22 protein-coding genes are annotated in these 21848 nt (G+C 62.4%); 15 read left to right on the top strand and 7 right to left on the bottom strand.

What is annotated here, in order from left to right; all coding sequences use genetic code 11:
- Positions 1-319 precede the first annotated feature (319 nt).
- From NKI97_RS31855 to NKI97_RS31845, 3 genes are all read left to right on the top strand, one after another.
- The gene (locus NKI97_RS31855) at positions 320-1858 is read left to right on the top strand and encodes a trimethylamine methyltransferase family protein (protein WP_352838253.1); all 1539 of its coding nucleotides are present in this window, start codon (positions 320-322) and stop codon (positions 1856-1858) included.
- Positions 1859-1941: 83 nt separating this feature from the next.
- Positions 1942-4383, top strand: coding sequence for a GcvT family protein (locus tag NKI97_RS31850; RefSeq protein WP_352838251.1), 2442 nt, complete (start codon positions 1942-1944; stop codon positions 4381-4383).
- Positions 4384-4534: 151 nt separating this feature from the next.
- Positions 4535-5341 (top strand): class I SAM-dependent methyltransferase, encoded by an 807-nt coding sequence (locus tag NKI97_RS31845; RefSeq protein ID WP_352473532.1) that lies wholly within the window; start codon positions 4535-4537, stop codon positions 5339-5341.
- Between the two features lie 18 nt (positions 5342-5359).
- Here NKI97_RS31845 and NKI97_RS31840 read toward each other — a convergent pair whose 3' ends face one another.
- The 3 genes from NKI97_RS31840 to NKI97_RS31830 all read right to left on the bottom strand — a co-directional run bounded on the left by NKI97_RS31840 (position 5360) and on the right by NKI97_RS31830 (position 7412).
- Positions 5360-5752, bottom strand: a complete 393-nt coding sequence (locus NKI97_RS31840; RefSeq protein WP_352473533.1) for a DoxX family protein — start codon at positions 5750-5752, stop codon at positions 5360-5362.
- A gap of 156 nt (positions 5753-5908) precedes the next feature.
- Positions 5909-6685 carry a VOC family protein gene (locus NKI97_RS31835; RefSeq protein ID WP_352473534.1) on the bottom strand — a complete coding sequence of 259 codons (777 nt, stop codon included), beginning with the start codon at positions 6683-6685 and terminating at the stop codon, positions 5909-5911.
- A gap of 277 nt (positions 6686-6962) precedes the next feature.
- Positions 6963-7412, bottom strand: coding sequence for a hypothetical protein (locus NKI97_RS31830; protein WP_352838249.1), 450 nt, complete (start codon positions 7410-7412; stop codon positions 6963-6965).
- A 220-nt stretch (positions 7413-7632) separates the two neighbouring features.
- Here NKI97_RS31830 and NKI97_RS31825 point away from each other — a divergent pair, with 220 nt between their 5' ends.
- The 5 genes from NKI97_RS31825 (at position 7633) to NKI97_RS31805 (ending at position 11843) form a co-directional block, all read left to right on the top strand.
- A complete protein-coding gene (locus NKI97_RS31825) occupies positions 7633-8997 on the top strand; it encodes an NAD(P)-dependent oxidoreductase (RefSeq protein ID WP_352838247.1) in 1365 nt (454 codons plus the stop codon).
- 2 nt (positions 8998-8999) lie between these two features.
- Positions 9000-10313, top strand: a complete 1314-nt coding sequence (preA, locus tag NKI97_RS31820; RefSeq protein WP_352503185.1) for an NAD-dependent dihydropyrimidine dehydrogenase subunit PreA — start codon at positions 9000-9002, stop codon at positions 10311-10313.
- A 100-nt stretch (positions 10314-10413) separates the two neighbouring features.
- Complete coding sequence (locus NKI97_RS31815) at positions 10414-10932, top strand: RrF2 family transcriptional regulator (RefSeq protein ID WP_352838245.1); 519 nt, start codon at positions 10414-10416, stop codon at positions 10930-10932.
- 13 nt (positions 10933-10945) lie between these two features.
- On the top strand, positions 10946-11404 hold the full coding sequence (locus NKI97_RS31810; protein ID WP_352505556.1) for a carboxymuconolactone decarboxylase family protein: 459 nt from the start codon (positions 10946-10948) through the stop codon (positions 11402-11404).
- A 61-nt stretch (positions 11405-11465) separates the two neighbouring features.
- On the top strand, positions 11466-11843 hold the full coding sequence (locus tag NKI97_RS31805; protein WP_352819137.1) for a DoxX family protein: 378 nt from the start codon (positions 11466-11468) through the stop codon (positions 11841-11843).
- Between the two features lie 30 nt (positions 11844-11873).
- Here NKI97_RS31805 and NKI97_RS31800 read toward each other — a convergent pair whose 3' ends face one another.
- Complete coding sequence (locus tag NKI97_RS31800) at positions 11874-12596, bottom strand: SDR family oxidoreductase (protein ID WP_352838244.1); 723 nt, start codon at positions 12594-12596, stop codon at positions 11874-11876.
- On the bottom strand, positions 12593-13444 hold the full coding sequence (locus tag NKI97_RS31795; protein WP_352838242.1) for an SDR family NAD(P)-dependent oxidoreductase: 852 nt from the start codon (positions 13442-13444) through the stop codon (positions 12593-12595). Before NKI97_RS31795 ends, NKI97_RS31800 begins: the two co-directional genes overlap by 4 nt.
- A gap of 105 nt (positions 13445-13549) precedes the next feature.
- Here NKI97_RS31795 and NKI97_RS31790 point away from each other — a divergent pair, with 105 nt between their 5' ends.
- Positions 13550-14422, top strand: a complete 873-nt coding sequence (locus NKI97_RS31790; protein ID WP_352838240.1) for a helix-turn-helix transcriptional regulator — start codon at positions 13550-13552, stop codon at positions 14420-14422.
- A gap of 226 nt (positions 14423-14648) precedes the next feature.
- Here the strand turns inward: NKI97_RS31790 and NKI97_RS31785 are convergent, their stop codons facing one another.
- Complete coding sequence (locus tag NKI97_RS31785; RefSeq protein WP_352491100.1) at positions 14649-15290, bottom strand: TetR family transcriptional regulator C-terminal domain-containing protein; 642 nt, start codon at positions 15288-15290, stop codon at positions 14649-14651.
- Between the two features lie 243 nt (positions 15291-15533).
- Between NKI97_RS31785 and aptA the strand changes: the two genes are divergently transcribed.
- From aptA to NKI97_RS31755, 6 genes are all read left to right on the top strand, one after another.
- Positions 15534-16862: an omega-aminotransferase AptA gene (aptA, locus tag NKI97_RS31780; RefSeq protein ID WP_352820337.1), complete on the top strand. Its 1329-nt coding sequence runs from the start codon at positions 15534-15536 to the stop codon at positions 16860-16862.
- A 109-nt stretch (positions 16863-16971) separates the two neighbouring features.
- Positions 16972-17418 (top strand): endonuclease domain-containing protein, encoded by a 447-nt coding sequence (locus NKI97_RS31775; protein WP_352838238.1) that lies wholly within the window; start codon positions 16972-16974, stop codon positions 17416-17418.
- 3 nt (positions 17419-17421) lie between these two features.
- Positions 17422-18672, top strand: a complete 1251-nt coding sequence (locus tag NKI97_RS31770; RefSeq protein WP_352708689.1) for a Zn-dependent hydrolase — start codon at positions 17422-17424, stop codon at positions 18670-18672.
- A gap of 327 nt (positions 18673-18999) precedes the next feature.
- Entirely contained in the window at positions 19000-19365 is a 366-nt protein-coding gene (locus NKI97_RS31765; protein WP_352838236.1) for an endonuclease domain-containing protein, read from the top strand.
- 87 nt (positions 19366-19452) lie between these two features.
- A complete protein-coding gene (hydA, locus tag NKI97_RS31760) occupies positions 19453-20904 on the top strand; it encodes a dihydropyrimidinase (RefSeq protein ID WP_352838235.1) in 1452 nt (483 codons plus the stop codon).
- A gap of 29 nt (positions 20905-20933) precedes the next feature.
- Positions 20934-21275 carry a hypothetical protein gene (locus NKI97_RS31755; RefSeq protein ID WP_352838234.1) on the top strand — a complete coding sequence of 114 codons (342 nt, stop codon included), beginning with the start codon at positions 20934-20936 and terminating at the stop codon, positions 21273-21275.
- 35 nt (positions 21276-21310) lie between these two features.
- Here the strand turns inward: NKI97_RS31755 and NKI97_RS31750 are convergent, their stop codons facing one another.
- Positions 21311-21715: a cupin domain-containing protein gene (locus tag NKI97_RS31750; protein WP_023675871.1), complete on the bottom strand. Its 405-nt coding sequence runs from the start codon at positions 21713-21715 to the stop codon at positions 21311-21313.
- Between the last annotated feature and the right edge of the window lie 133 nt (positions 21716-21848).

Raw genomic sequence — 21848 nt, 5'->3', positions numbered from 1 at the left:
GCCTCCACTCCAGCCAGCATCTTGAATCACAAAACCGACTGATCCGGAATCCCCTTCGATTCCGTCAAATCAGGAACCGCTCTAAAACTCGACCTACGCATTGGAAGAGCATTAGGCCGAAAACATAAAAGGAATCTTGCGGCGTTTCTTAACGGCTGGTCAGCCGCTTTAGCAGGCGCTGAGGAAATATGAACATTCCGACGTTTGTTGTCGCTTTTACCGATGTGAAATTCCCGGAATGCCGCCTTGGCTAAAATCACGCCCGCAAGTGGCGGATTCTTGACAGCTCGATCCTCGTGCCGGCGCTTTGATGCGCCGCATGAGCGAACCAAGACGCAAGCGCGGCGCCGAGCGAACCAGCAACAGGGGACCGACCGCCATCCCGCAACTGCCGCTCAGGCGGGTGACAAACCCTTATCCGCCGATGGCGATGCTCTCGGCCGATCAGATCGAGGCGATCCACCAAGCGTCGATGCATATCCTGGAGAATTTCGGCATTGAGGTGATGAGCCCGCGGGCGCTGTCGCTGTTCGAGAAGGCCGGGGCCAAGGTCGATCATGCCACGATGAACGTCCGCATCGATCGCGGCATGATCGAGGAAGCGCTGAAGGCGACACAGTCCAGCTATACGCTGACGCCGCGCAGTCCCGCCCATGCCGTCCACCTCGGCGGCAATACCATCAACTTCACGCTCGTCGCCGGGCCGCCGAATGTGCACGACGTGGAGCGCGGCCGCCGTGCCGGCAATTTGCGCGATTATTCCGATCTCGTCCGGCTGGCGCAGCATTTCAACTGCATCCACATGCTAGGCAACCAGGTCTGCGCGCCGGTAGAATTGCCGGCGAATTCCCGTCATCTCGACACTTATTTCGCCAATCTGACACTGACCGACAAAAGCTTTCACGTCTCGGCCATCGGCCGCGGCAGGGCGCTCGACGGCATCGAAATGATGGCAATCGCGCGCGGACTGACGCTTGACGAGATGCGCCACGATCCCGGCGTCACCACGATCATTTCGGTCAATTCGCCGCGCCGCTTCGACGAGATGATGGCCGAGGGGCTGATGACGATGGCCGAGTTCGGCCAGTCGGTGGCGGTAACGCCATTCACGCTGATGGGAGCGATGAGCCCGGTGACGCTTGCCGGCGCGCTCGCCCAGCAGAATGCCGAGGCGCTGTTCGGCGTGGTGCTGACGCAGCTCGTCCGCCCCGGCGCGCCGGTGATGTATGGCGCCTTCACCTCCAATGTCGATATGAAATCGGGAGCGCCGGCGTTCGGCACGCCTGAAAACACCAAGGCGAATATCGCGTCCGGACAGTTGGCGCGGCGTTACAACCTGCCTTATCGCACAACGCCGGGCTCGGCTTCCAATGCCGCCGACGCGCAAGGCGCCTATGAGACGCTGATGGCGCTGTGGGGCGCGGTGCTCGGCCATGGCAACCTCGTCTACCATGCCGCCGGCTGGCAAGAGGGCGGACTGACAGCGTCGTTCGAAAAGTTCATCATCGACGTCGAGATGATCCAGCACATGATGGAGTTTTTGCGCCCGATCGAGGTCAACGAGGCCGAGCTTGCCGTCGAGGCTCTGGGTGCGGTTCCGACCGGCGGCCACTTCTTCGGCGAGCCGCACACGCTGGAGCGCTACGCCACGGCCTTCTACCAGCCGATGCTGTCCAACTGGCAGAATTTCGAGGCCTGGCAGGAGGCTGGCGGGCTCGATGCCACGGCGCGGGCGACGAGGCTTTGGAAGAAGGCGCTGGAGGACTATGTCGAGCCGGTGATGGAAGTCTCCAGGCGCGAGGCGCTTGAGGCGTACGTGGCCAAGCGCAAGGAAGCGATCGGGGCGGGCGAGCCTTAAGCGCCGCTCGTCTTGTTCGGCTTCATTCTCTTCTCCTCCAGAATCATGAAACCCATCCAACTCTTTGAAACGACGAGAATCCCATGAAATCGCATGCAAAGGTCGTGGTTATCGGCGGTGGCGTTGTCGGGTGCTCCGTGCTGTTCCATCTGGCCCGGCACGGCTGGACAGACATCGTGCTTCTGGAGCGCGATGAATTGACCTCCGGCTCGACCTGGCATGCCGCCGGCGGCATGCACACGATCAATGGCGATCCCAATGTCGCCAAGCTGCAGAAATACACAATCTCGCTCTACAAGGAGATCGAGGAACTGTCCGGCCAGGCGACCGGCGTGCATTTGACTGGCGGCGTCTTGCTGGCAGCGACGGAGGCGCGGCTCGACTGGCTGCGCGGCGTCGTCGCCAAGGGCCGCTATCTCGGCATCGAGCTCGAGGAGATATCGCCTGATGAGGCGGCCGAGCTGATGCCGTTGCTCGATCCCAAGCAGTTCGTCGGTGCCGTGCGCAACAAGGAGGACGGTCATCTCGACCCGTCCGGCGTTACCCACGCCTACGCCAAGGCGGCGAGGAAGCTTGGTGCCGAGGTCGAGCGTTTCACCAAGGTCGAGGACATTGTGCGGCGCGCCGACGGGTTGTGGCGCGTCATCACCAACAAGGGCGAGGTTGTGGCCGAACATGTCGTCAATGCCGGCGGCCTGTGGGCGCGTGAGGTCGGCCGCATGGTCGGGCTGGAGCTGCCGGTGCTGGCGATGGAGCACATGTACCTGATCACCGAGGACATGCCGGAGGTCGCCGCCTGGAACCAGAAGACCGGCACGGAGATCATTCATGCGGTCGACTTCGACGGCGAGCTCTATCTGCGCCAGGAACGCGGCGGCATGCTGATGGGCACTTATGAAAAGGCCAACAAGCCATGGTCCGAATTCCAGACGCCATGGAATTTCGGCCACGAACTGCTGGAGCCCGATATCGACCGCATCGCACCGTCGCTGGAGGTTGGCTTCCGGCATTTCCCGGCGTTCCAGAACACCGGCATCAAGCAGATCATCAACGGACCCTTCACCTTCGCGCCGGACGGCAATCCGCTGGTCGGGCCGGTGCGCAGCCTGCCGGGGTTCTGGGTGGCCTGTGGTGTCATGGCGGGGTTCTCGCAGGGCGGCGGCGTCGGCCTGGCGCTGTCGAACTGGATGATCGAGGGCGATCCCGGCGCCGACATCTGGGCGATGGATGTGTCACGCTACGGTGACTGGGCCACGATGGCCTATACCAACGCCAAGGTGCGCGAGAATTATTCGCGGCGGTTTTCGATCCGCTTCCCGAACGAGGAACTGCCGGCTGGGCGACCGCTCAAGACGACGCCGGTCTATGGTCTGTTGTCGGCCGAGGGCGCGCAATGGGGCGTCGCCTATGGGCTGGAAGTGCCGCTGTGGTATGCGCCCGAAGGGGTCAAGGACGAATTCTCCTGGCGCCGCTCGAGCGACTTCGAGCATGTCGCGAAAGAAGTGGAGACGGTTCGGCAACGCGTTGGTCTGTCGGAAATCTCGTCATTCGCCAAATACAGAGTGACCGGTGAGGGCGCAGCAACCTGGCTCGACAGTATGCTCGCGTGCAAATTGCCAAGGCCCGGCCGCATGACGCTGGCGCCGATGCTGAAGGAAGACGGCAGGTTGATCGGCGATTTCACGCTGGCCAATCTCGGCGGTCCAAATTCTGCAAGCAAGGATTGGTTCCTGGCCGGCAGCGGTGTCGCCGAGCAGTACCACATGCGCTGGTTCGAAGCGCATCTGCCGAAGGACGGCTCTGTTAGCATCGAGGCGCTGGGAGCAAAACTCACCGGCCTGTCGATCGCCGGGCCGAGCGCGCGGAACCTTCTTGAAAAGGTCACACGATCTGATGTGTCGAATACGGCCTTTCCGTTCATGGCCATCAGCAGGATGGATATCGGCATGGCGCCGTGCCTGGTCGGGCGCGTCAGCTACACCGGCGACCTCGGCTACGAAATCTGGGTGGCGCCGGAATATCAGCGTGCCGCCTATCAGGCGCTGATGGCGGCGGGCGAGGAATTCGGCATCGGCCTGTTCGGCTCGCGCGCGCTCAATGCGCTGCGGCTCGAGAAGAATTACGGCTCATGGGCGCGCGAATACCGGCCGATCTATGGGCCGCTGGAGGCCGGCCTCGACCGCTTCGTCGCCTATGGCAAAGAGGCCGATTTCATCGGCAAGCAGGCAGCGCTGGCGGAGCGCAAGCAAGGCGGCAGACTGCGGTTGCGGGCCTTTGTCGTCGATGCTGCCGATGCCGACGTCATCGGCGACGAGCCAATCTGGTATGGCGGTGCCGTGCGCGGCTGGGTCACGTCGGGTGGCTACGCGCATCATTCAAAAAAGTCCGTCGCCATCGGTTACGTGCCGAAAGAGATCGCCGATGAGGCCAACGGTTTCGAGATCGAGCTATTGGGCAAGCGTTACGCCGCACGTATGCAGCAGACACCGCTGTTCGACGCCAATTTCGAGCGGATGCGCGGTTGAGGAACCGAGTGGCATGGCGAAGTCGCCGTGCCGGTGGCACGATGAAAGGGGGAGGACGATTTCGCGATAGTGAAAATTCTTTCGCGCGGTGACCTTTGGTTTTATTGTCGAGCTGCGGCGGAAGGCTGGGCAATTGCTTCGGAGGTCCACCATGCCCGACGTGTATGCGCAGATCACAACCGCTGATCCGGCTGTTGTCGCGGTTCTTATCAACGCGATGGAGTTGCGGGCCGCAGACCCGCGCCAGAAGGCAATTCGCCACTCGTTTTTCTCGTCGATCGATTTTCCGGAAAGGGCACGCGTCCTCGAAGGCGGCTGCGGCTCGGGACCGATCAGTCGCGAGCTTGCGCGCTGGCCGGGGGTGAACGAGGTTGTTGGGCTCGATCCGTCGCCGATATTTCTGGCGAAGGCGCGCGAGCTTGCCGCGGATATCCCCAACCTGAACTTCGTCGAAGGGGATGCCAGGTCGCTGCCGCACGAGGACAACTCGTTCGATGTGGTCATCTTCCATACCTGCCTGACCCATGTGCCCGGTCCCGAAAAGGCCCTGACGGAATCGTTGCGCGTGCTTCGCCCAGGCGGCTGCCTGGCGATCTTCGACGGCGATTACGCGACGACGACGGTCGCCATCGGCGATCATGATCCGCTGCAGGATTGCGTGGATGCCGCAATGGCGGCGCTGGTGAATGACCGCTGGCTGACGCGCCGGCTGCCGCTGCTGGCGAAATCGGCGGGCTTTGTCGTCGAAAAATTCGACAGCTACGGCTACGCCCAAATTGCCGCGCCCGACTACATGCTGACTCTGGTCGATCGCGGCGCCGATATTCTGGCCGGCTGGAAGCGACTCGACAAGGCGCTTGGCGACGGGCTGAAGCACGAGGCGCGCCGGCGTGTCGAAGCCGGAGAGTTCTTCGGGTTCATCGCCTTCGCGGGCCTGATTGCGCGCAAGTCGGCCTGAGCGCGCTGATCCGCCCGGCTACGATGTTTTGCGGTTGTCCAGTGCCAGGGCGCCGGGGCCGGCGAATACCAGATAGAAGAAGATGAAGCAGAAGGAGATCGCGGCATCGCCGCCATTGTTGACCGGGAAGAAGCTCTGCGGCATGTGCGCCATGAAATAGGCGATCGCCATCTCGCCGCTGAGAAGGAATGCCACCGGCCTGGTGAAAAGCCCCAATACCAGCAGGATGCCGCCTCCGAATTCCAGGATGGCCGCGGTCAGCGATAGCGCGCTCAGGGCGCCGGCATGGTCGCCGACGGGGAAATTGAACAGTTTCTGGGTGCCGTGCTCAATGAACTGCAGCGCCGTCATGATGCGCAAGGCGGCAAGGGCGAACGGTTGATATCCGGCGAGGCCTTCGAAAAGCTTCATCTACGACTCCATTTTCACCTAGCCCGGCCATAGGTCATCGCCAAAGGCCGGACCATTCACATAGTCCGGCCTTCATTCAACTGTCGGTGAGTGAGTCGTGAGGCGTGCTGCAGCCTTGGGGCCGCACGATGGCGGCCCCGCAATTGGCGCGGCCTGTTACCGCGTCGGTGCCATTAGCGCGAAATGGGCGCCTTGCGGATCCGTGCACTGTACGATCCAGCTGCCGCCGGGGACCTCCATCGGACCCATCAGGATCTTGCCGCCATTGTCGGTGACGCGCTTGGCTGCCGCGTCGATGCCGGGCACGTTGAAATAGAACTGCCAGACCGGCGCCGGGATCTGCTCGGGCTTGTTCATCATGCCGCCAACGAGCTCGCCGCCGAAGGCGAAAAGCTGGTAGACGCCCATCGGACCCATATCCATGGCGTCGCCCTTCTCCCAGCCGAACTGGCTGGAATAGAAATCGAACGCCGCCTTCCAGTCTGACGTGTAGAGCTCATGCCAGCCGATGTTGCCGGGGGTCGCCAACGGTAGCGGCGGCTGGTCGGGGCCGCTGGGCTGCAGGAAGTTGAACATCGCGCCTTGCGGGTCTGCAACGACGGCGAAGCGGCCGACGCCAGGAATGTCGTCGGGCTCGCGGTGAACCGCGCCACCAGCCTTCTTGAGGGAGGCCGTTGCGGCATCGATGTCCCTGGTGAGGATATAACCGACCCAGGCCGGCGGCATGCCCATCTTGCGCGCGTCATCGGGCAGCGTCATCAACCCGCCGACGCCGCGCTCGCCGACATTCATGACGATATAGCGCGGCATGCCCTGGGCCCCTTCGAAAGGCTGCCCCCTCCAGCCCACCACTGAGGTGTAAAACGCCTCGGCGGCGTCGAGATCGGTGGTCATCAACTCGTACCAGAAGAAGGGCATGGGGGACTGTGGCATTGTCGTGCTCCTTGCGGTTTGTACATCGATCATGCGCGATCCATTCTAGGACGATCTCACGACGAAAATCCGACAGCCAACCAAAAAAATGACGGCAAATTGGAAATGTTACCGGGTTGCGCGCCCTGCGGTTTTCGACTTTGCTCGCAGTCAACGAGGGGTTGTTGATCCATGCGCCGGATGTCGCTCACTTCCCTGACCAGAGCGGACCATCACCAGTCTAAGGGCTATCCCGCTGCCCGGAATGGTTGTGGAAGGCGTGGTGCGAAGCGAGGGGTCAGATCCAAGCAGCTATGGCTTCACGAGCAATCACCTCTATCGTGCATTCGAGACTGAGCAATAGAAAATGCGAACAGTCGTCTGTCGGCCCGGGTATTGATCGCAACCAGTGCGAGTTCTCGACTCGGAGGAGGGGCCATCTATAGGAGGCTTGCCTGCCAGAGCCAATCAACGGGATTGAGCTGCTAGCGCTGACATGGGTCACTCCCAACATGTCGTCATGAGCCGAAAGTGCTAGCACTCCGTGGAAGTTGATCTTGAGGGTTCGTTCGGATGCCCCGACGAAGAAGTCGCCTTCGACGGCCAATTCAAAGTAGTTGTCGGATTTCAGACGCCACACCTGACAGGCAGCCAGCGGTAAATCTTCCACAGGCTCCCACCGCTGAACCGCCTCCTGAACAATGTCCATCACCTTCTCCAATATTTGAAAATCGCGCACGATGCTCAAGCGCCTACCGCCCCGTAAGCGCTTTCGAACAGCTTGTCGCCACTGGTAGCCAATTCTGGGCGCCGCATCCATTGAGGCGCAACGGACGGTGCTCAAAAACATGAGTGCGTTTATCATGTTTTTATCGAGCGGTTTCAGCGGCTTGCACAGAAAATTGACCAATTGATAAAAAAATAAAACGTGCTAGCCTTCCCCAAAACAAGAACATGGGGAACTGACGATGCCAGAAGGCCAGTTCAAGCAAGGCATTGCCGGCGGGCGGCTCTCGCCGGACCAATATGCCGACAATTTCGCCGACCTGCACCCGCCGCTCGATCATCACGAGGCGCTGGTCGAGTCCGACCGCTGCTATTTCTGCTATGATGCGCCGTGCATGAATGCATGCCCGACCTCGATCGACATCCCGCTGTTCATCCGCCAGATTTCGACGGGCAATCCGATCGGCTCAGCCAAGACTATTTTTGATCAGAACATTTTGGGCGGCATGTGCGCCCGCGTCTGCCCGACCGAGACGCTGTGCGAAGAAGTCTGCGTGCGCGAGGTGGCCGAAGGCAAGCCGGTGCAGATCGGTCGCCTTCAGCGCTACGCCACCGATGTCGCCATGGCCGAAAACAAGCAGTTCTACGAGCGCCCCGAACCGACCGGCAAGACGGTCGCCGTGGTCGGCGCCGGACCGGCCGGGCTTGCGGCCGCGCATCGGCTTGCCCGTCATGGCCACGACGTGACCATCCTGGAAGCCCGCCCGAAGCCCGGCGGCCTCAATGAGTACGGTATCGCCGCCTATAAAAGCGTCGACAATTTTGCCCAGGCCGAAGTCGACTATGTCACGTCGATCGGCGGCATCGACATCCAGAACGGCAAGGCGCTCGGCCGTGATTACCAGCTGTCGGACCTGACCAGGAATTACGATGCGGTGTTCCTCGGCATGGGGCTTGCAGGCGTCAATGCCTTGCGAGCGGATGGCGAGGAGGTGCAGGGCGTCACCAACGCCGTCGAGTTCATTGCCGAGCTTCGTCAGGCCAGTGATCTGGCCAGCCTGCCGGTCGGCCGGCGTGTTGTCGTCATCGGCGGCGGCATGACGGCGATCGACGCGGCGGTGCAGTCGAAGCTGCTCGGAGCCGAAGAGGTGACGATCTGCTATCGGCGCGGCCCGGAGCACATGAATGCCTCCGAATTCGAGCAGGATCTGGCTGCCGCCAACGGCGTCATTATCCGGCACTGGTTGCAGCCGAAGCGGGTCATTGCCGACGCCGGCAAGGTGTCGGCGATCGAGCTCGAATACACCGCGATGCACGGCGACCGGCTTGTCGGCACCGGCGAGCGGCTGACGCTCGTCGCCGATCAGGTGTTCAAGGCGATCGGCCAGAGTTTTGTCCCGGCTGCGCTCAACGGCAGCGGGGCTTTGCTTGACCTGGAAGCCGGCCGCATCAAGGTCGACGCCGAAGGCCGCACCTCGCTGCCAAACGTCTGGGCCGGCGGCGACTGCATCTTTGGCGGCGACGACCTGACAGTCTCGGCCGTCGCACAAGGCCGCGATGCTGCGGAAAGCATTCATCGGGCACTGACCTCGAACGGGAGGGCATGAGCATGGCAGACATCCGCAACAATTTCGTCGGCATCAAATCGCCGAACCCGTTCTGGCTAGCCTCAGCGCCGCCGACCGACAAGGCCTACAACGTCATTCGCGCCTTCAAGGCGGGCTGGGGCGGCGTGGTATGGAAGACGCTCGGCGAAGAGGGCCCGCCGGTGGTCAACGTCAACGGTCCGCGCTACGGCGCGATCTGGGGCGCCGACCGTCGTCTGCTCGGCCTCAACAACATCGAGCTGATCACCGACCGCGACCTGCAGGTCAATCTGCGCGAGATCAAGCAGGTCAAGATGGACTGGCCCGACCGGGCGATCGTCGTCTCGCTGATGGTGCCTTGCGAGGAGCATGCCTGGAAGGCGATCCTGCCGGTAGTCGAGGAGACCGGCGCCGACGGCATCGAACTCAATTTCGGCTGCCCGCATGGCATGTCGGAACGCGGCATGGGTGCGGCGGTCGGCCAGGTGCCGGAATACATCGAAATGGTGGTGCGCTGGTGCAAGGCCAACACCCGCATGCCTGTCATCACCAAGCTGACGCCCAACATCACCGACATACGCAAGCCGGCACGCGCTGCGCTTGCCGGCGGCACCGACGCGGTGTCGCTGATCAACACCATCAATTCGATCACCGGCGTCAATCTCGACAATTTCGCACCGGAGCCGACGATTGACGGCAAGGGTTCGCATGGCGGCTATTGCGGCCCGGCGGTGAAGCCGATCGCCATGAACATGGTGGCCGAGATCGCGCGCGACCCGGAAACGAAGGGCCTGCCGATCTCCGGTATCGGAGGCATCACCACCTGGCGCGACGCCGCCGAGTTCATGGCGCTTGGCGCCGGCAATGTGCAGGTGTGCACGGCGGCGATGACCTATGGCTTCAAGATCGTGCAGGAGATGATCGCCGGCCTGGAAAACTGGATGGACGAGAAGGGCCATGCCTCGCTCGACGACATCATTGGCCGCGCCACTCCCAACGTCACCGACTGGCAGTATCTCAACCTCAACTACATCGCAAAGGCGCATATCGACCAGGAGGCCTGCATCAAATGCGGCCGCTGCCACATCGCCTGCGAGGACACCTCGCACCAGGCGATCACCGCAATCGTCGACGGCGTCAGGCATTTCGAGGTGATCGAGGCCGAATGCGTCGGCTGCAATCTCTGCGTCAATGTCTGCCCGGTCGAGAACTGCATCACCATGGAGCCACTGGCGGTTGGCGCGATCGATGAGCGCACTGGTAGGCCAGTGTCGCCGATCTATGCCAACTGGACGACGCATCCGAACAATCCGATGGCCAAGGTGGCGGCGGAATAGCATTGCGAAAAAAGCGGCGTCCATGGGCGCCGCTTTTTGACTTTCCTATTGCGGATAAAAGATATCCAAGATAATCTATATCCATGAACAGGAGAGCGAAATGAAGCTGGGCGAAGGCGTCGAAGCAGCCATCCACTGCGCCGCGATGCTCGCCGGCGTTGATGGCGCCGCGACCTTGCCAGGTGCTGCCATGGCCGAAGCGTTCGGGCTGTCGCCGAGCTATCTGCTTAAGCATCTCAACGCGCTGACTGCGTCCGGCATTCTGGAATCAGTGCCGGGGCCGTCCGGCGGCTACCGGCTGGCGCGGCCGGCGGAACGCATAACGCTGCTCGATATCGTGCTGGCCGTCGAGGGGCGTGAACCGGCGTTCCGCTGCGCCGAAATCCGCCAGCGCGGCCCAGCGAAGCTCGATGCCTCGGTCTATGCCAAACCCTGCGGCATCAACGTAGCCATGCTGAAGGCCGAGCGTGCCTATCGCGCCGCGCTCGCCGACGCCCGGCTGTCCGACATCGTTGCAGAATACACCGCCGATGCCGATCGCCGTTCGGTCGCCGCGAACTGCGCCTTCGTCGAGCGCCATCGGCGGCCGCAGAAATCAAGTTCAACCAAGCAAGCATGAAAGGCTACAGACGATGAAACAGAGGCTGCAATTTTTCGGCGCGGCGCCGGAGATCATGAAGGCGGTGTCGGCGCTCAACAAGGCAGTCGACGAATGCGGGCTCGAAAAAAGCCTGTTGCATCTGATCAAGCTCAGGGCGTCGCAGATCAACGGCTGCTCGTATTGCGTCGAGATGCATAGCCGCGAAGCGCGCCGCGACGGCGAGAGCGAGCAGCGGCTCTATCTCGTCTCCGCATGGAAGGAATCGCCGCTGTTTTCAGAGCGCGAACGCGCGGCCTTGGCCTGGACCGACGCGCTGACCAGGATTGCCGACAACGGTGTGTCGGACGAACTCTATGCGAGGACGCTCGAATATTTCTCGGAAGAGGAGCTGGTCAAGCTCTCGGTTGCGCTCGGCATGATCAACACCTGGAACCGGCTTTGCGTTCCGTTTCATGCAATCCATCCGATGCCAGCAGTCTTGGCCGCTTGAGCATGGACCAGGCGCGCGGCCTTCCGCCGCGCGCCTCTTTTCTGCCCGAGGACCCGACAGCATGTTTTCAAACTTTGATAGTGAGATCCTATTCGCCGCCCGCCTGCTGCTTGGCGGCGCCTTTGTCTTTGCCGGCCTGCGCAACATTCAGAACGCGGCGTTGGTGAGCCAATTGATGACGACGCGCGGCGTGCCGCAGGCACGGCTGGTGCTGTGGCTGGGGATCGTCCTGCAAATCATTGCCGGAGCGCTGGTGATCGCGGGCATCTGGACCGCTCCGGCGGCGGCATGCCTGATCCTGTTCCTGATCGTCGCCACGCCGATGTTCCATAACTTCTGGGATCATCAGGGGCCTGAGCGCGCGTCCCGCATCAACGGCTTTGTCGGCAACGTCGCGCTGGCCGGAGGATTTCTGGCGCTGATCGCGCAGTCGCTTTGACAACGACTGATGCCTCTTGGAGGCAGCCGCTCACGCCGCATACCGCAAGCCGCCATCACAGGTCAGCACTTGGCCGGTGACGAAGCTGTTCGAAACCAGGAACGCAATTGCCTCGGCGACGTCCTCGGCGCGGCCGATACGGCCGACCGGCGTCTTGCCGGCATAGTCGGCAAACACCGCATGGCGCTGTTCATCGGGTAAAAAGTCCCACCAGGGCGTGTCGATGACGCCTGGCGCCACGACATTGACGCGCAACGGCTTGAGCTCCATCGCCAGGATCGGCACCACGGTCAGCAGCATGCCGTTGACGGCGGCGATGCCGGCGACGCCCGGCGCCGACAATTGTGCCGACACCGCCGAGATGAAAGTCACCGAGCCGCTCTTGTTCAGCGTCGGCAAAGCGGCCTGCAGGCAGGAGAGCTGTGGCCGGACCTTCTCGTCGACGCCGCAGCCGATGTCGGTCAGGTCAAGTGTTTCGAACGGACCGAGCCCCTTGCCGCCGCTGGCGGCCAGCACCAGGTGATCGAAAGGGCCGAGATCGTTGAAGAACCGGCGAACCTCGTCCGGCTTCGCGGCATCGAAGGCAGCTTTTTCGACCGCGCCGCCAAGGTTTTGCCATGCGTTGTCGAGCCTTCCCTGGTTGCGCCCGGTGATCGTCACCTTCATCCCCGGGCCAAGCAGTTTTTTCGCGGTGGCGAGGCCAATGCCGGAGGAGCCGCCGACGATCACAGCGTGCTGCGTTTTCTCGATCATGAATTTTCTTTCTTCGATGTTGCGGAGGCGGGTGCGAGCCCGACAAGGCCGAGGCTCAATTCACGCAACTGTTGCCTCGCCTTCGCGTCATAGGCTTGCGCATCGGCGCGGGATTCCCTTTGGCCGTCGAAATAGAGGCCGCTTCGCCCTTCGAGCGCCGGCGATGTGGCGAGATTGATGATGGCTTCGGCACCGGTTTCGACCGAACTCCAGGGTGTGACGCCCGCCTGCCGCACCATCGTGGTGTTCATGTAGCTTGCCGGATGCAGGCTGTTGACCGTGACGCCGGTGCCGTTCAGCTGCTCCGCCAGATCGATGGTGAACATGATCTGCGCCAGCTTGCTCTGGCAGTAGGCACGAACGCCGTCGTAGGAGCGGGTCAGCATGACATCCCTGAAGTCGATCGCCCGTTGCCCGGCCGAGGCGACATTGATGATGCGCGCCGGCGCGCTGGCCTTGAGCAGCGGCAGCAGCTCCGTGGTGAGCAGGAAACCGGCGAGGTAGTTGACGGCAAAGCGCAGCTCGTAGCCGTCGGCGCTGACCTGCCGTTTCGCGTTGGGGCCGGCGGTGCCAACGCCGGCATTGTTGATGAGGATATCGAGCCGCTTGGTCCTGGCGCGGACGGCTTCGGCGAGGCGGCGGACCTGGGCCAGGGAGGAGAGATCGGCGACAAGAAGCTCGGCCTTGCCGCCGGCGGCTTCGATCTCGGTCACGATCGCCTTGCCCCTTGTCGCGTCGCGGCCATGCACCAGGATGCGGGCGCCGCCGGCGCCGAGCCGTTGCGCGACAACGCGGCCGACGCCGTCGGTTGAGCCGGTAATCAGGATCGTCTTGTCTTTCAGTTCCATGTTCAGAGCCTCCATGTCATCGCTCTGAGCAGAAAGATGGGGCACCAGACGCATGCCAAACAGTTCAAACTTTATCCTGGTATCGGTACTGCTATAATAGCGCCGATGGATTCCACCACGCATTCTGCCGAAAGCAGCCGTCGCCGCGAGCTTGGCGCCTTTCTGCGTTCGCGGCGCGAAAGGCTGACGCCATCGGCCACGGGCATCTCGACCGGCCTGCGCCGGCGCACACCCGGGCTGCGCCGCGAGGAGGTGGCGATGATCGCCGGCGTTGGCACGACCTGGTACACCTGGCTGGAGCAGGGGCGCGACGTCAGGCCATCGGTGGAGGTGCTGACGGCGCTCAGTCAGGCGTTGCGCCTGGACACGGCCGAGCAACGGCATCTGTTCATTCTTGCCGGCCGCCCGCAGCCGGAGCGTCGCGTCGACGCGCCGGAAAAAGTCGATAGCCCGTTGCTGCACATGCTGCAAAGCCTGGTCCTGCAGCCGGCCTATGTCCTTGGGCGGCGCTGGGACGTGCTGGCCTGGAACTCTGCCGCGGCAGCCGTATTCGGCGACTATGGCCTGCTGGAGGGCGATGCCCGCAACATCGTCCATATGGTTTTCACCAATCCACATCATAGGCGCCTGCTCGTCGACTGGGAGGAACTGGCGCGTGCCGTGCTGGCGTCATTCCGGGCAGAAAGCGCCAGATATGTCGGCGATCCGGATTTCGAGCGGCTGATCGCGCTGATGACGCGCTCGAGCCCGGAGTTTCGCGCATGGTGGCCGCTGCGCGATGTGGCCCGCAACCTGTCGGGTGTGAAGCATGTCAGGCATCCGATAGCGGGTGCCATGGCGTTCGAGCATATGAGCCTGTCGATCGACGACGGCTCCGACATGAAACTGATCGTCTACACGCCGCTCGCCGAGCAGAACTCGATCGCCAAGCTCGAACAACTGCTGGAGACACTTCCGGCCGAGCGGCGCAGCGCCTGAACCCAGCTTCGTCATCCTGGGGCGTAGCAGCCGCGAAGCGGCGTCGCGGAGACCCTGGGATCCATGCCGTGACATCTGCCGAAGAATGCAGCGGAGCAGAATACTGCACTGCAGCAACGCTCTGAGGTCACGGCATGGATCCTGGGGTCTGCGCTGCGTCGCTCCGCTCCTTGCTGCGCCCCAAGATGACGAAGCAATGGGGGAGGTTTGCGACAGCCGAGCTGCCTCAGCCCTTCGGCTTCAGCCCGTCGATGAACAGTTGCTCGAGAAACCTTGCGGCATCCTCGAAGCGGCCGTCGCCGCCGCGGTCGGGGCCGAGCACGGCGCGCACCTGGACGTCGAAATCGGCGTAATGCTGCGTTGTCGCCCAGATCGAAAAGATCAGGTGCCAGGGGTCGGTGCGGGCGATCTTGCCGGCGCGCATCCAGCCCTTGATGACGTTGGCTTTCTCGTCGACCAGCGTCTTCAACTCGCCTTCCAGCATCGGCATGATGCGCGGCGCGCCCTGCAGGATCTCATTGGCGAACAGGCGGCTCTCGCGCGGGAAATCGCGCGCCATTTCGAGCTTGCGCCTGATGTAGCTGCGCAGTTCGGTCAAGGGATCGCCGATATCGTCGAGTTCGCGCAGCGGCGCCAGCCAGGTGTCGAGAAGCCGCTGCATCAGCGTCTTGTGGATGTCCTCCTTGCGGCGGAAATAATAGAGCAGGTTCGGCTTCGACATGCCGGCGGCTTCAGCGATCTGGTCGATGGTCGAGCCGCGAAAACCATTGGTCGAGAAGACTTCGAGCGCGGCCTCCAGGATGAGCTCGCGCTTTTCCAGCTGGATGCGGGTGCGGCGAGGAGCGGAGCTTTCGACCGCCCCCGTCACCCCGAAAAACCTTCGCTGGGAGGAGTGTCTGGACCAATTCTCTGGACCAGTTTTTCCTCGCCCTGTGGAGCGCACTTCGAAAGCCGCATTTCCGCTAGTAATCCCTTGACCGCTGATAAGGCGGTGCTAACGTTTGTCCAACCGGTCAAAAATTTGCGTAGCACGAAAACGTCGCGAAGACCAAGCGTTGGTAAGACCAAGCGTTAGCCGCACCGAAACAGGTTACAAGGGGAAGTCTTGGTCATGTCCAACCGGCTGAAAGTCACGCCGAACGATCTCAGCGCATTCTGGATGCCGTTCACGGCAAACCGGCAGTTCAAGCAGGCGCCGCGCATGATGGTGTCGGCCAAGGATATGCACTACACGACCAGCGACGGGCGCAAGGTGCTCGACGGCACCGCCGGCCTGTGGTGCGTCAATGCCGGCCACTGCCGCCCGAAGATCACCGAGGCGATCCAGAGCCAGGCGGCAGAGCTCGACTACGCACCGGCGTTCCAGATGGGCCATCCGATCGTGTTCGAGCTGGCGAACCGGCTGGTCGACATCGCGCCGAAGGGCATGGACCATGTGTTCTTCACCAATTCCGGATCGGAATCGGTCGAGACCGCGCTGAAGATGGCGATCGCCTATCACCGCGTAAAAGGCGAGGGCTCGCGTACCCGCCTGATCGGCCGCGAACGCGGCTATCACGGCGTCAATTTCGGCGGCATCTCCGTCGGCGGCATTGTCACCAACCGCAAGATGTTCGGCACGCTGCTCGGCGGCGTCGATCACATGCCACACACGCATCTGCCGGAAAAGAACTCCTTCACCAGGGGCGTGCCCGAGCATGGCGCGGAACTGGCCAACGAGCTGGAGCGCATCGTCGCGCTGCACGACGCCTCGACCATTGCCGCCGTCATCGTCGAGCCGGTGGCCGGTTCCACCGGCGTCATCCTGCCGCCGAAGGGCTATCTCGAGAGGCTGCGCGAGATCTGCACCAAGCACGGCATCTTGCTGATCTTCGACGAAGTCATCACCGGTTTCGGCCGTCTCGGCACGCCGTTTGCGGCCGACTATTTCGGTGTCACGCCGGATATCATGACCACGGCGAAGGGCGTCTCCAACGGCGTCATTCCGATGGGCGCGGTGTTCGTGAAAAAGGAAATCCACGACGCCTTCATGACCGGACCCGAGCACATGATCGAGTTCTTCCACGGCTACACCTATTCGGGCAATCCGATCGCCTGCGCGGCGGCGTTGGGCACGCTCGACACCTACAGGGAAGAGGGGCTGCTGACGCGCGGCGAGGAACTGGCGCCGTACTGGGAGGACGCGCTGCACTCGCTGAAAGGCGAGCCGAACGTCATCGATATCAGAAACATCGGCCTGATCGGCGCGATCGAGCTGGCGCCGATCGCCGGCCAGCCGACGAAGCGGGCCTTCTCGGCTTTTGTGAAGGCGTTCGAGCGCGGTGCATTGATCCGCACCACCGGCGACATCATCGCGCTGTCGCCGCCGCTGATCATCACCAAAGGCCAGATCAACGAATTGATCGACCACGTGCGCGAAGTGCTGAGGGCGGTGGATTGAGCCAGGTGCAGCTTTCCCTCCCCCTCGAGGGGAGGGTGGCCGCGAAGCGGCCGGGTGGGGTCGGCGCGGCAGCGCGCCAGCCTGACCTTCGGCCGCATAGGTGCCTGTGATGCCCTGGACCCGCGTGAGCTTCGAAATGCGCCAAAAGGCGCGCGCGCTTCGAGTACATGCGACCAAAGGCGAATCGCTGCTTTGGTATGAACTGCGCGAATTGAAATCGGCTGCGATGAAATTCCGGCGCCAGTGTCCGATCGGGCCTTATATCGTCGACTTTGCCTGCCTTGCGGTAAAGCTGGTCGTTGAAGTCGATGGTGATCTGCACGAACAGGAGAAGGGCAAACGGCACGACGCCGTCCGTGATGCCTATCTGCGGTCGCTCGGGTTCGATATCTTTCGCGTCGATGAGCCCGATGTCATAAACAGCGCTTGGCATGTCGCACAGGTGGTCAAGGAGAAGGTCGCGCGCATGTCAGCCGACCCCACCCGACCGCTTCGCGGCCACCCTCCCCTCGAGGGGGAGGGGGACGCTGGCGTGCCGCAACCAATGAGGTTTTAGAATATGGCCGCCCCCGGCGAGAATCTGCGAATCAATTCAGACCGTTTGTGGGATTCGATAATGGAGATGGCGAAGATCGGCCCCGGCATTGCCGGCGGCAACAATCGCCAGACCGTTACCGACGAGGATGGCGAAGGGCGGCATCTGTTCAAGCGCTGGTGCGATGAGGCGGGGCTCGAAATGGGCGTCGACGAGATGGGCACGATGTTTGCCCGTCGCGAAGGCACCGATGCCAGCCTGCCGCCGGTCTATGTCGGCAGCCATCTCGACACCCAGCCGACCGGTGGCAAATATGACGGCGTGCTCGGCGTGCTCGGCGGCCTGGAGGTCGTGCGCTCGCTCAACGATCTCGGCATCAAGACTAAGCACCCGATCGTCGTCACCAACTGGACCAACGAGGAAGGCGCGCGGTTTGCGCCGGCGATGATGGCATCCGGGGTGTTCGCCGGCGTGCTCGATCAGGCCGACGTCTATTCGCATGTCGACAAGGACGGCAAGAAATTCGGCGAGGAGCTCGAACGGATCGGCTGGAAGGGCACCGAAAAGGTCGGCGAACGCAAGATCCACGCCTTCTTCGAATTGCATATCGAGCAGGGCCCGATCCTCGAGGACGAGGGCATCGACATCGGTGTCGTCACCCACGGCCAGGGACTGAAATGGCTACAGGTGACGCTGACCGGCAAGGAGGCGCATACCGGCTCGACGCCGATGCCGAAGCGGCGCAATGCCGGGCTCGGCATGGCGCGGGTGATCGAATTGGTGCACGAGATCGCCATGGACTATCAGCCCGACGCCGTCGGCGCGGTCGGCCATATGGAGGTCTATCCGAACTCGCGCAACATAATCGCCGGGCGCACCGTCTTTACCATCGACATCCGCTCGCCGGAAAAGGAGGTGCTGGACGCCATGGACGGCCGCATCCGGGAAGGCATCGACACGATCTGCGACGCGCTCGACATCAAATATCAAATCGAGCAGGTCGGCCATTTCGATCCGGTCACTTTCGACGCGGGCTGCGTCAAGGCTGTGCGGGATGCGGCGGAGCGCCTGGGATATACGCATCGCAATATCGTCTCGGGCGCCGGCCATGACGCTTGCTGGATCAACCGCGTTGCACCCACCGCAATGGTGATGTGCCCCTGTGTCGACGGTCTCAGCCACAACGAGGCCGAGGAAATCACCAAGGAATGGGCAGCGGCCGGCGCCGACGTGCTGTTCCATGCGGTGGTGGACACGGCGGAGATTGTGGGGTGAGATGTTGGCGCCGTACCCCCACCCCTAACCCCTCCCCACAAGGGGGAGGGAGATTTCCGTTGGCGCTGACCTCGGCAAATTGCCTGCCTTTCGGCGCCAAAAGGGGAAGTAAGGGCGCGCGGCAGCATTCCCTCCCCCTTGTGGGGAGGGTTAGGGTGGGGGTCCATCTTCGTAAGAATCCAAATGTGATTGCCCTGCCACAAGGGGAGGACTAGCAATGCCGACGCCTTTTTCTATGGCGAAAGCTTTGATGGGTTCATCTGTGACAGCGCGGCACCAAGCCTCCCTCCCCCTTGTGAGGAGGGATTGAGGGTGGGGGTACTCGTCTTGGCACCGACCGCGATCGATCCAGCCGCCGTCAAGCGTGCAAGAATGTTGCGCCGGAACATGACAGAGGGCGAGCGTAAGCTCTGGTCCGAGCTGAAGGAGTTCCGTCGCCTCTACGGGTTACATGCAAGGAAGCAGGCGCCGATTGGGCCTTATATTGCGGACTTCGTTCTGCACGAGAAGAACCTCGTCATCGAGGTGGATGGAGAGCATCACTTTACGCCGGAGCAAATGGAGAAGGACCGCATACGCGATGCATGGTTTGGCCGACAGGGCTATCGTGTGCTCAGGTTTTCGACTGGAGACTTGGCAAATTCCTTCGATGGTTGCGTCGAGGAGATATTGCGGGAAGTTGGAGTCATGTAGAGGCCGTTCAGGGTTCCTCGACGCTGAACCGACCTGATCAAGCAAGGCGCTCATAAAGAAGCGCGAACGAAACAAGGGAACAAGAAAATGTCCAAAGTCATCAAGAATGGCACCATCGTCACCGCCGACCGGACGTGGAAGGCCGATGTGCTGTTCAAGCACGGCAAGATCATCGGCATCGGGCCGGATCTGCATGGCGACCATGAGTTCGACGCCAGCGGCTGCTATGTGATGCCGGGCGGCATCGACCCGCATACCCATCTCGAAATGCCGTTCATGGGCACCTATTCGGCCGATGACTTTGAATCCGGCACCCGCGCGGCCCTTGCCGGTGGCACGACGATGGTCGTCGATTTCTGCCTGCCAGGGCCGCAGCAGTCGCTGCTCGAGGCCCTGCAGATGTGGGACAACAAGACTTCGAAGGCGTCCTGCGACTATTCCTTCCACATGGCGATCACCTGGTGGGGCAAGCAGGTGTTCGACGAGATGGCCACCGTCGTCGACAGGGGCATTACCTCGTTCAAGCATTTCATGGCCTACAAGGGCGCGCTGATGGTCGATGACGACGAGCTCTATTCGTCGTTCCAGCGCTGTGCCGATCTTGGCGCGCTGCCGCTGGTCCATGCCGAGAATGGCGACGTCGTGGCGGCGCTATCGCAGAAGCTGCTGGCGGCGGGCAACAGCGGCCCGGAGGGACACGCCTATTCGCGCCCGCCTGAAGTCGAAGGCGAGGCGACCAACCGCGCCATCATGATCGCCGACATGGCCGGTGTGCCGCTCTATGTCGTGCATGTCTCCTGCGAGCAGGCGCACGAAGCCATCCGCCGGGCGCGCCAGAAAGGCATGCGGGTATTCGGCGAGCCGCTGATCCAGCACCTGACGCTGGACGAGAGCGAATATTTCAACAAGGACTGGGACCATGCGGCGCGGCGTGTCATGAGCCCGCCCTTCCGCAACAAACTGCACCAGGATTCGCTGTGGGCCGGCCTGCAGGCGGGGTCGCTGCAAGTGGTGGCGACCGACCATTGTGCCTTCACCACCAAACAAAAACGCAACGGCGTCGGCGACTTCACCAAGATCCCGAACGGCACCGGCGGGCTCGAAGATCGTTTGCCGGTGCTGTGGACGACCGGCGTCAAGACCGGCCGGCTGACGATGAACGAGTTCGTCGCGGTGACCTCGACCAACATCGCCAAGATCCTCAACATGTACCCGAAGAAGGGCGCCATCGTCGAAGGCGCGGACGCCGACATCATCGTCTGGGACCCGAAGCGCAAGAAGAAGATCACGGCCAAGAAGCAGCAGTCGGTGATCGACTACAATGTCTTCGAAGGTTTTGAGGTAACCGGCCTGCCGCGCTTCGTCTTCTCGCGCGGCGAACTGTCGATCGAGGAAAACGAGGTCAAGGCGAAGCCCGGCCATGGCGAGTTCGTCGCTCGCGAGCCGAACGCGGCGGTCAACCGGGCGCTGTCGACGTGGAAGGAAATTTCCGCGCCGCGCAAGGTGGAACGGACGGGCATCCCGGCGACGGGCGTTTGAGCTTGGCGAGCCACGGAGCGATTATCTCAATGGCCGCGGTGATCCTTGCCGCCGGGCCGGCGGCGGCTGACGTCCTTGCCGGCTCCTTTGGCAATGAGGTCGGTTGCGCTGGTGTACGGCTCGGTTATCAGGACAGCGACGATTATGTCGTGCTGACCGCCGACGCCGTCGAAACCTATGGCAGCGGCTGCCAGTTCGCACAGCGACTGACGACGGCGCCTGGCACCCTGTTGTTGAGCTCCACCTGTTTCGCCGAGGGCGAGGAGGGCACGACCACGGATGTCGTCAAGGTCATCAACAGAGGAGGGGACGGTTTCTTCGTGACCATTCCCGGCCTTGAGGAGACAGGACCGCTGAAATCATGTTCGTGACGGTGCCGATGACGACCGCTGCCTCGATGCCGGCGTCAGGCGACCAACCCGTCCAGTTCCGGCAGCAGGACGACGCTTTCCTGTTCGTTGGGATCGGTGCGGGCAATGACCGCCGAGGCGGGGCCGTCGCTCAGATTGGCCGGCAGATGCGGCACCCCGGGGGGAATATAGAAAAGATCGCCGGCCTTGACCACGATATGCTGTTCGAGCCGGTCGCCATACCAGGTATGGACTTCGCCGGAGAGCACATAGATCGCGGTTTCATGGTTTTCGTGCATATGCGCCTTGGCGCGGGCACCCGGCGGCATGGTCAACAGATGCATGCAGATGCCGGACGAGCCGACTGTTTCGGCGGCGATGCCGGCGAAATAACTCAGACCCTGCTTGCCTTCATAAGAGCTTTCAGGGCGGATAAGATGGCAAGTCGGTTTGGGCGACATCGGGGCAACTCCGGGCGTCTATCTGATAGGACAAGGGCGCGTAGAACTGGGGCGCGTAGAACTGGGGCGAGTAGGACTGGGCGAGTGGAAAGCAACATGGGGGTAAAATCAATGGGATTCCGGCCGGCGCCGC

Origin of the sequence: Mesorhizobium sp. M0296, from assembly GCF_040321675.1 — a bacterium.
GTDB lineage: Bacteria > Pseudomonadota > Alphaproteobacteria > Rhizobiales > Rhizobiaceae > Mesorhizobium.
The sequence above is the reverse complement of the archived record's forward strand: the minus strand, read 5'-3'. Positions and strand labels throughout refer to the sequence as shown.

Excerpts from the sequence above, each read along its gene's own strand:
- NKI97_RS31855 (WP_352838253.1), top strand. The coding sequence starts at position 320 with ATGAGCGAACCAAGACGCAAGCGCGGCGCCGAGCGAACCAGCAACAGG.
- NKI97_RS31850 (WP_352838251.1), top strand. The coding sequence starts at position 1,942 with ATGAAATCGCATGCAAAGGTCGTGGTTATCGGCGGTGGCGTTGTCGGG.
- NKI97_RS31845 (WP_352473532.1), top strand. The coding sequence starts at position 4,535 with ATGCCCGACGTGTATGCGCAGATCACAACCGCTGATCCGGCTGTTGTC.
- NKI97_RS31840 (WP_352473533.1), bottom strand. The coding sequence starts at position 5,752 with ATGAAGCTTTTCGAAGGCCTCGCCGGATATCAACCGTTCGCCCTTGCC.
- NKI97_RS31835 (WP_352473534.1), bottom strand. The coding sequence starts at position 6,685 with ATGCCACAGTCCCCCATGCCCTTCTTCTGGTACGAGTTGATGACCACC.
- NKI97_RS31825 (WP_352838247.1), top strand. The coding sequence starts at position 7,633 with ATGCCAGAAGGCCAGTTCAAGCAAGGCATTGCCGGCGGGCGGCTCTCG.
- preA (WP_352503185.1), top strand. The coding sequence starts at position 9,000 with ATGGCAGACATCCGCAACAATTTCGTCGGCATCAAATCGCCGAACCCG.
- NKI97_RS31815 (WP_352838245.1), top strand. The coding sequence starts at position 10,414 with ATGAAGCTGGGCGAAGGCGTCGAAGCAGCCATCCACTGCGCCGCGATG.
- NKI97_RS31810 (WP_352505556.1), top strand. The coding sequence starts at position 10,946 with ATGAAACAGAGGCTGCAATTTTTCGGCGCGGCGCCGGAGATCATGAAG.
- NKI97_RS31805 (WP_352819137.1), top strand. The coding sequence starts at position 11,466 with ATGTTTTCAAACTTTGATAGTGAGATCCTATTCGCCGCCCGCCTGCTG.
- NKI97_RS31800 (WP_352838244.1), bottom strand. The coding sequence starts at position 12,596 with ATGATCGAGAAAACGCAGCACGCTGTGATCGTCGGCGGCTCCTCCGGC.
- NKI97_RS31795 (WP_352838242.1), bottom strand. The coding sequence starts at position 13,444 with ATGGAACTGAAAGACAAGACGATCCTGATTACCGGCTCAACCGACGGC.
- NKI97_RS31790 (WP_352838240.1), top strand. The coding sequence starts at position 13,550 with ATGGATTCCACCACGCATTCTGCCGAAAGCAGCCGTCGCCGCGAGCTT.
- aptA (WP_352820337.1), top strand. The coding sequence starts at position 15,534 with ATGTCCAACCGGCTGAAAGTCACGCCGAACGATCTCAGCGCATTCTGG.
- NKI97_RS31775 (WP_352838238.1), top strand. The coding sequence starts at position 16,972 with ATGCCCTGGACCCGCGTGAGCTTCGAAATGCGCCAAAAGGCGCGCGCG.
- NKI97_RS31770 (WP_352708689.1), top strand. The coding sequence starts at position 17,422 with ATGGCCGCCCCCGGCGAGAATCTGCGAATCAATTCAGACCGTTTGTGG.
- hydA (WP_352838235.1), top strand. The coding sequence starts at position 19,453 with ATGTCCAAAGTCATCAAGAATGGCACCATCGTCACCGCCGACCGGACG.
- NKI97_RS31755 (WP_352838234.1), top strand. The coding sequence starts at position 20,934 with ATGGCCGCGGTGATCCTTGCCGCCGGGCCGGCGGCGGCTGACGTCCTT.
- NKI97_RS31750 (WP_023675871.1), bottom strand. The coding sequence starts at position 21,715 with ATGTCGCCCAAACCGACTTGCCATCTTATCCGCCCTGAAAGCTCTTAT.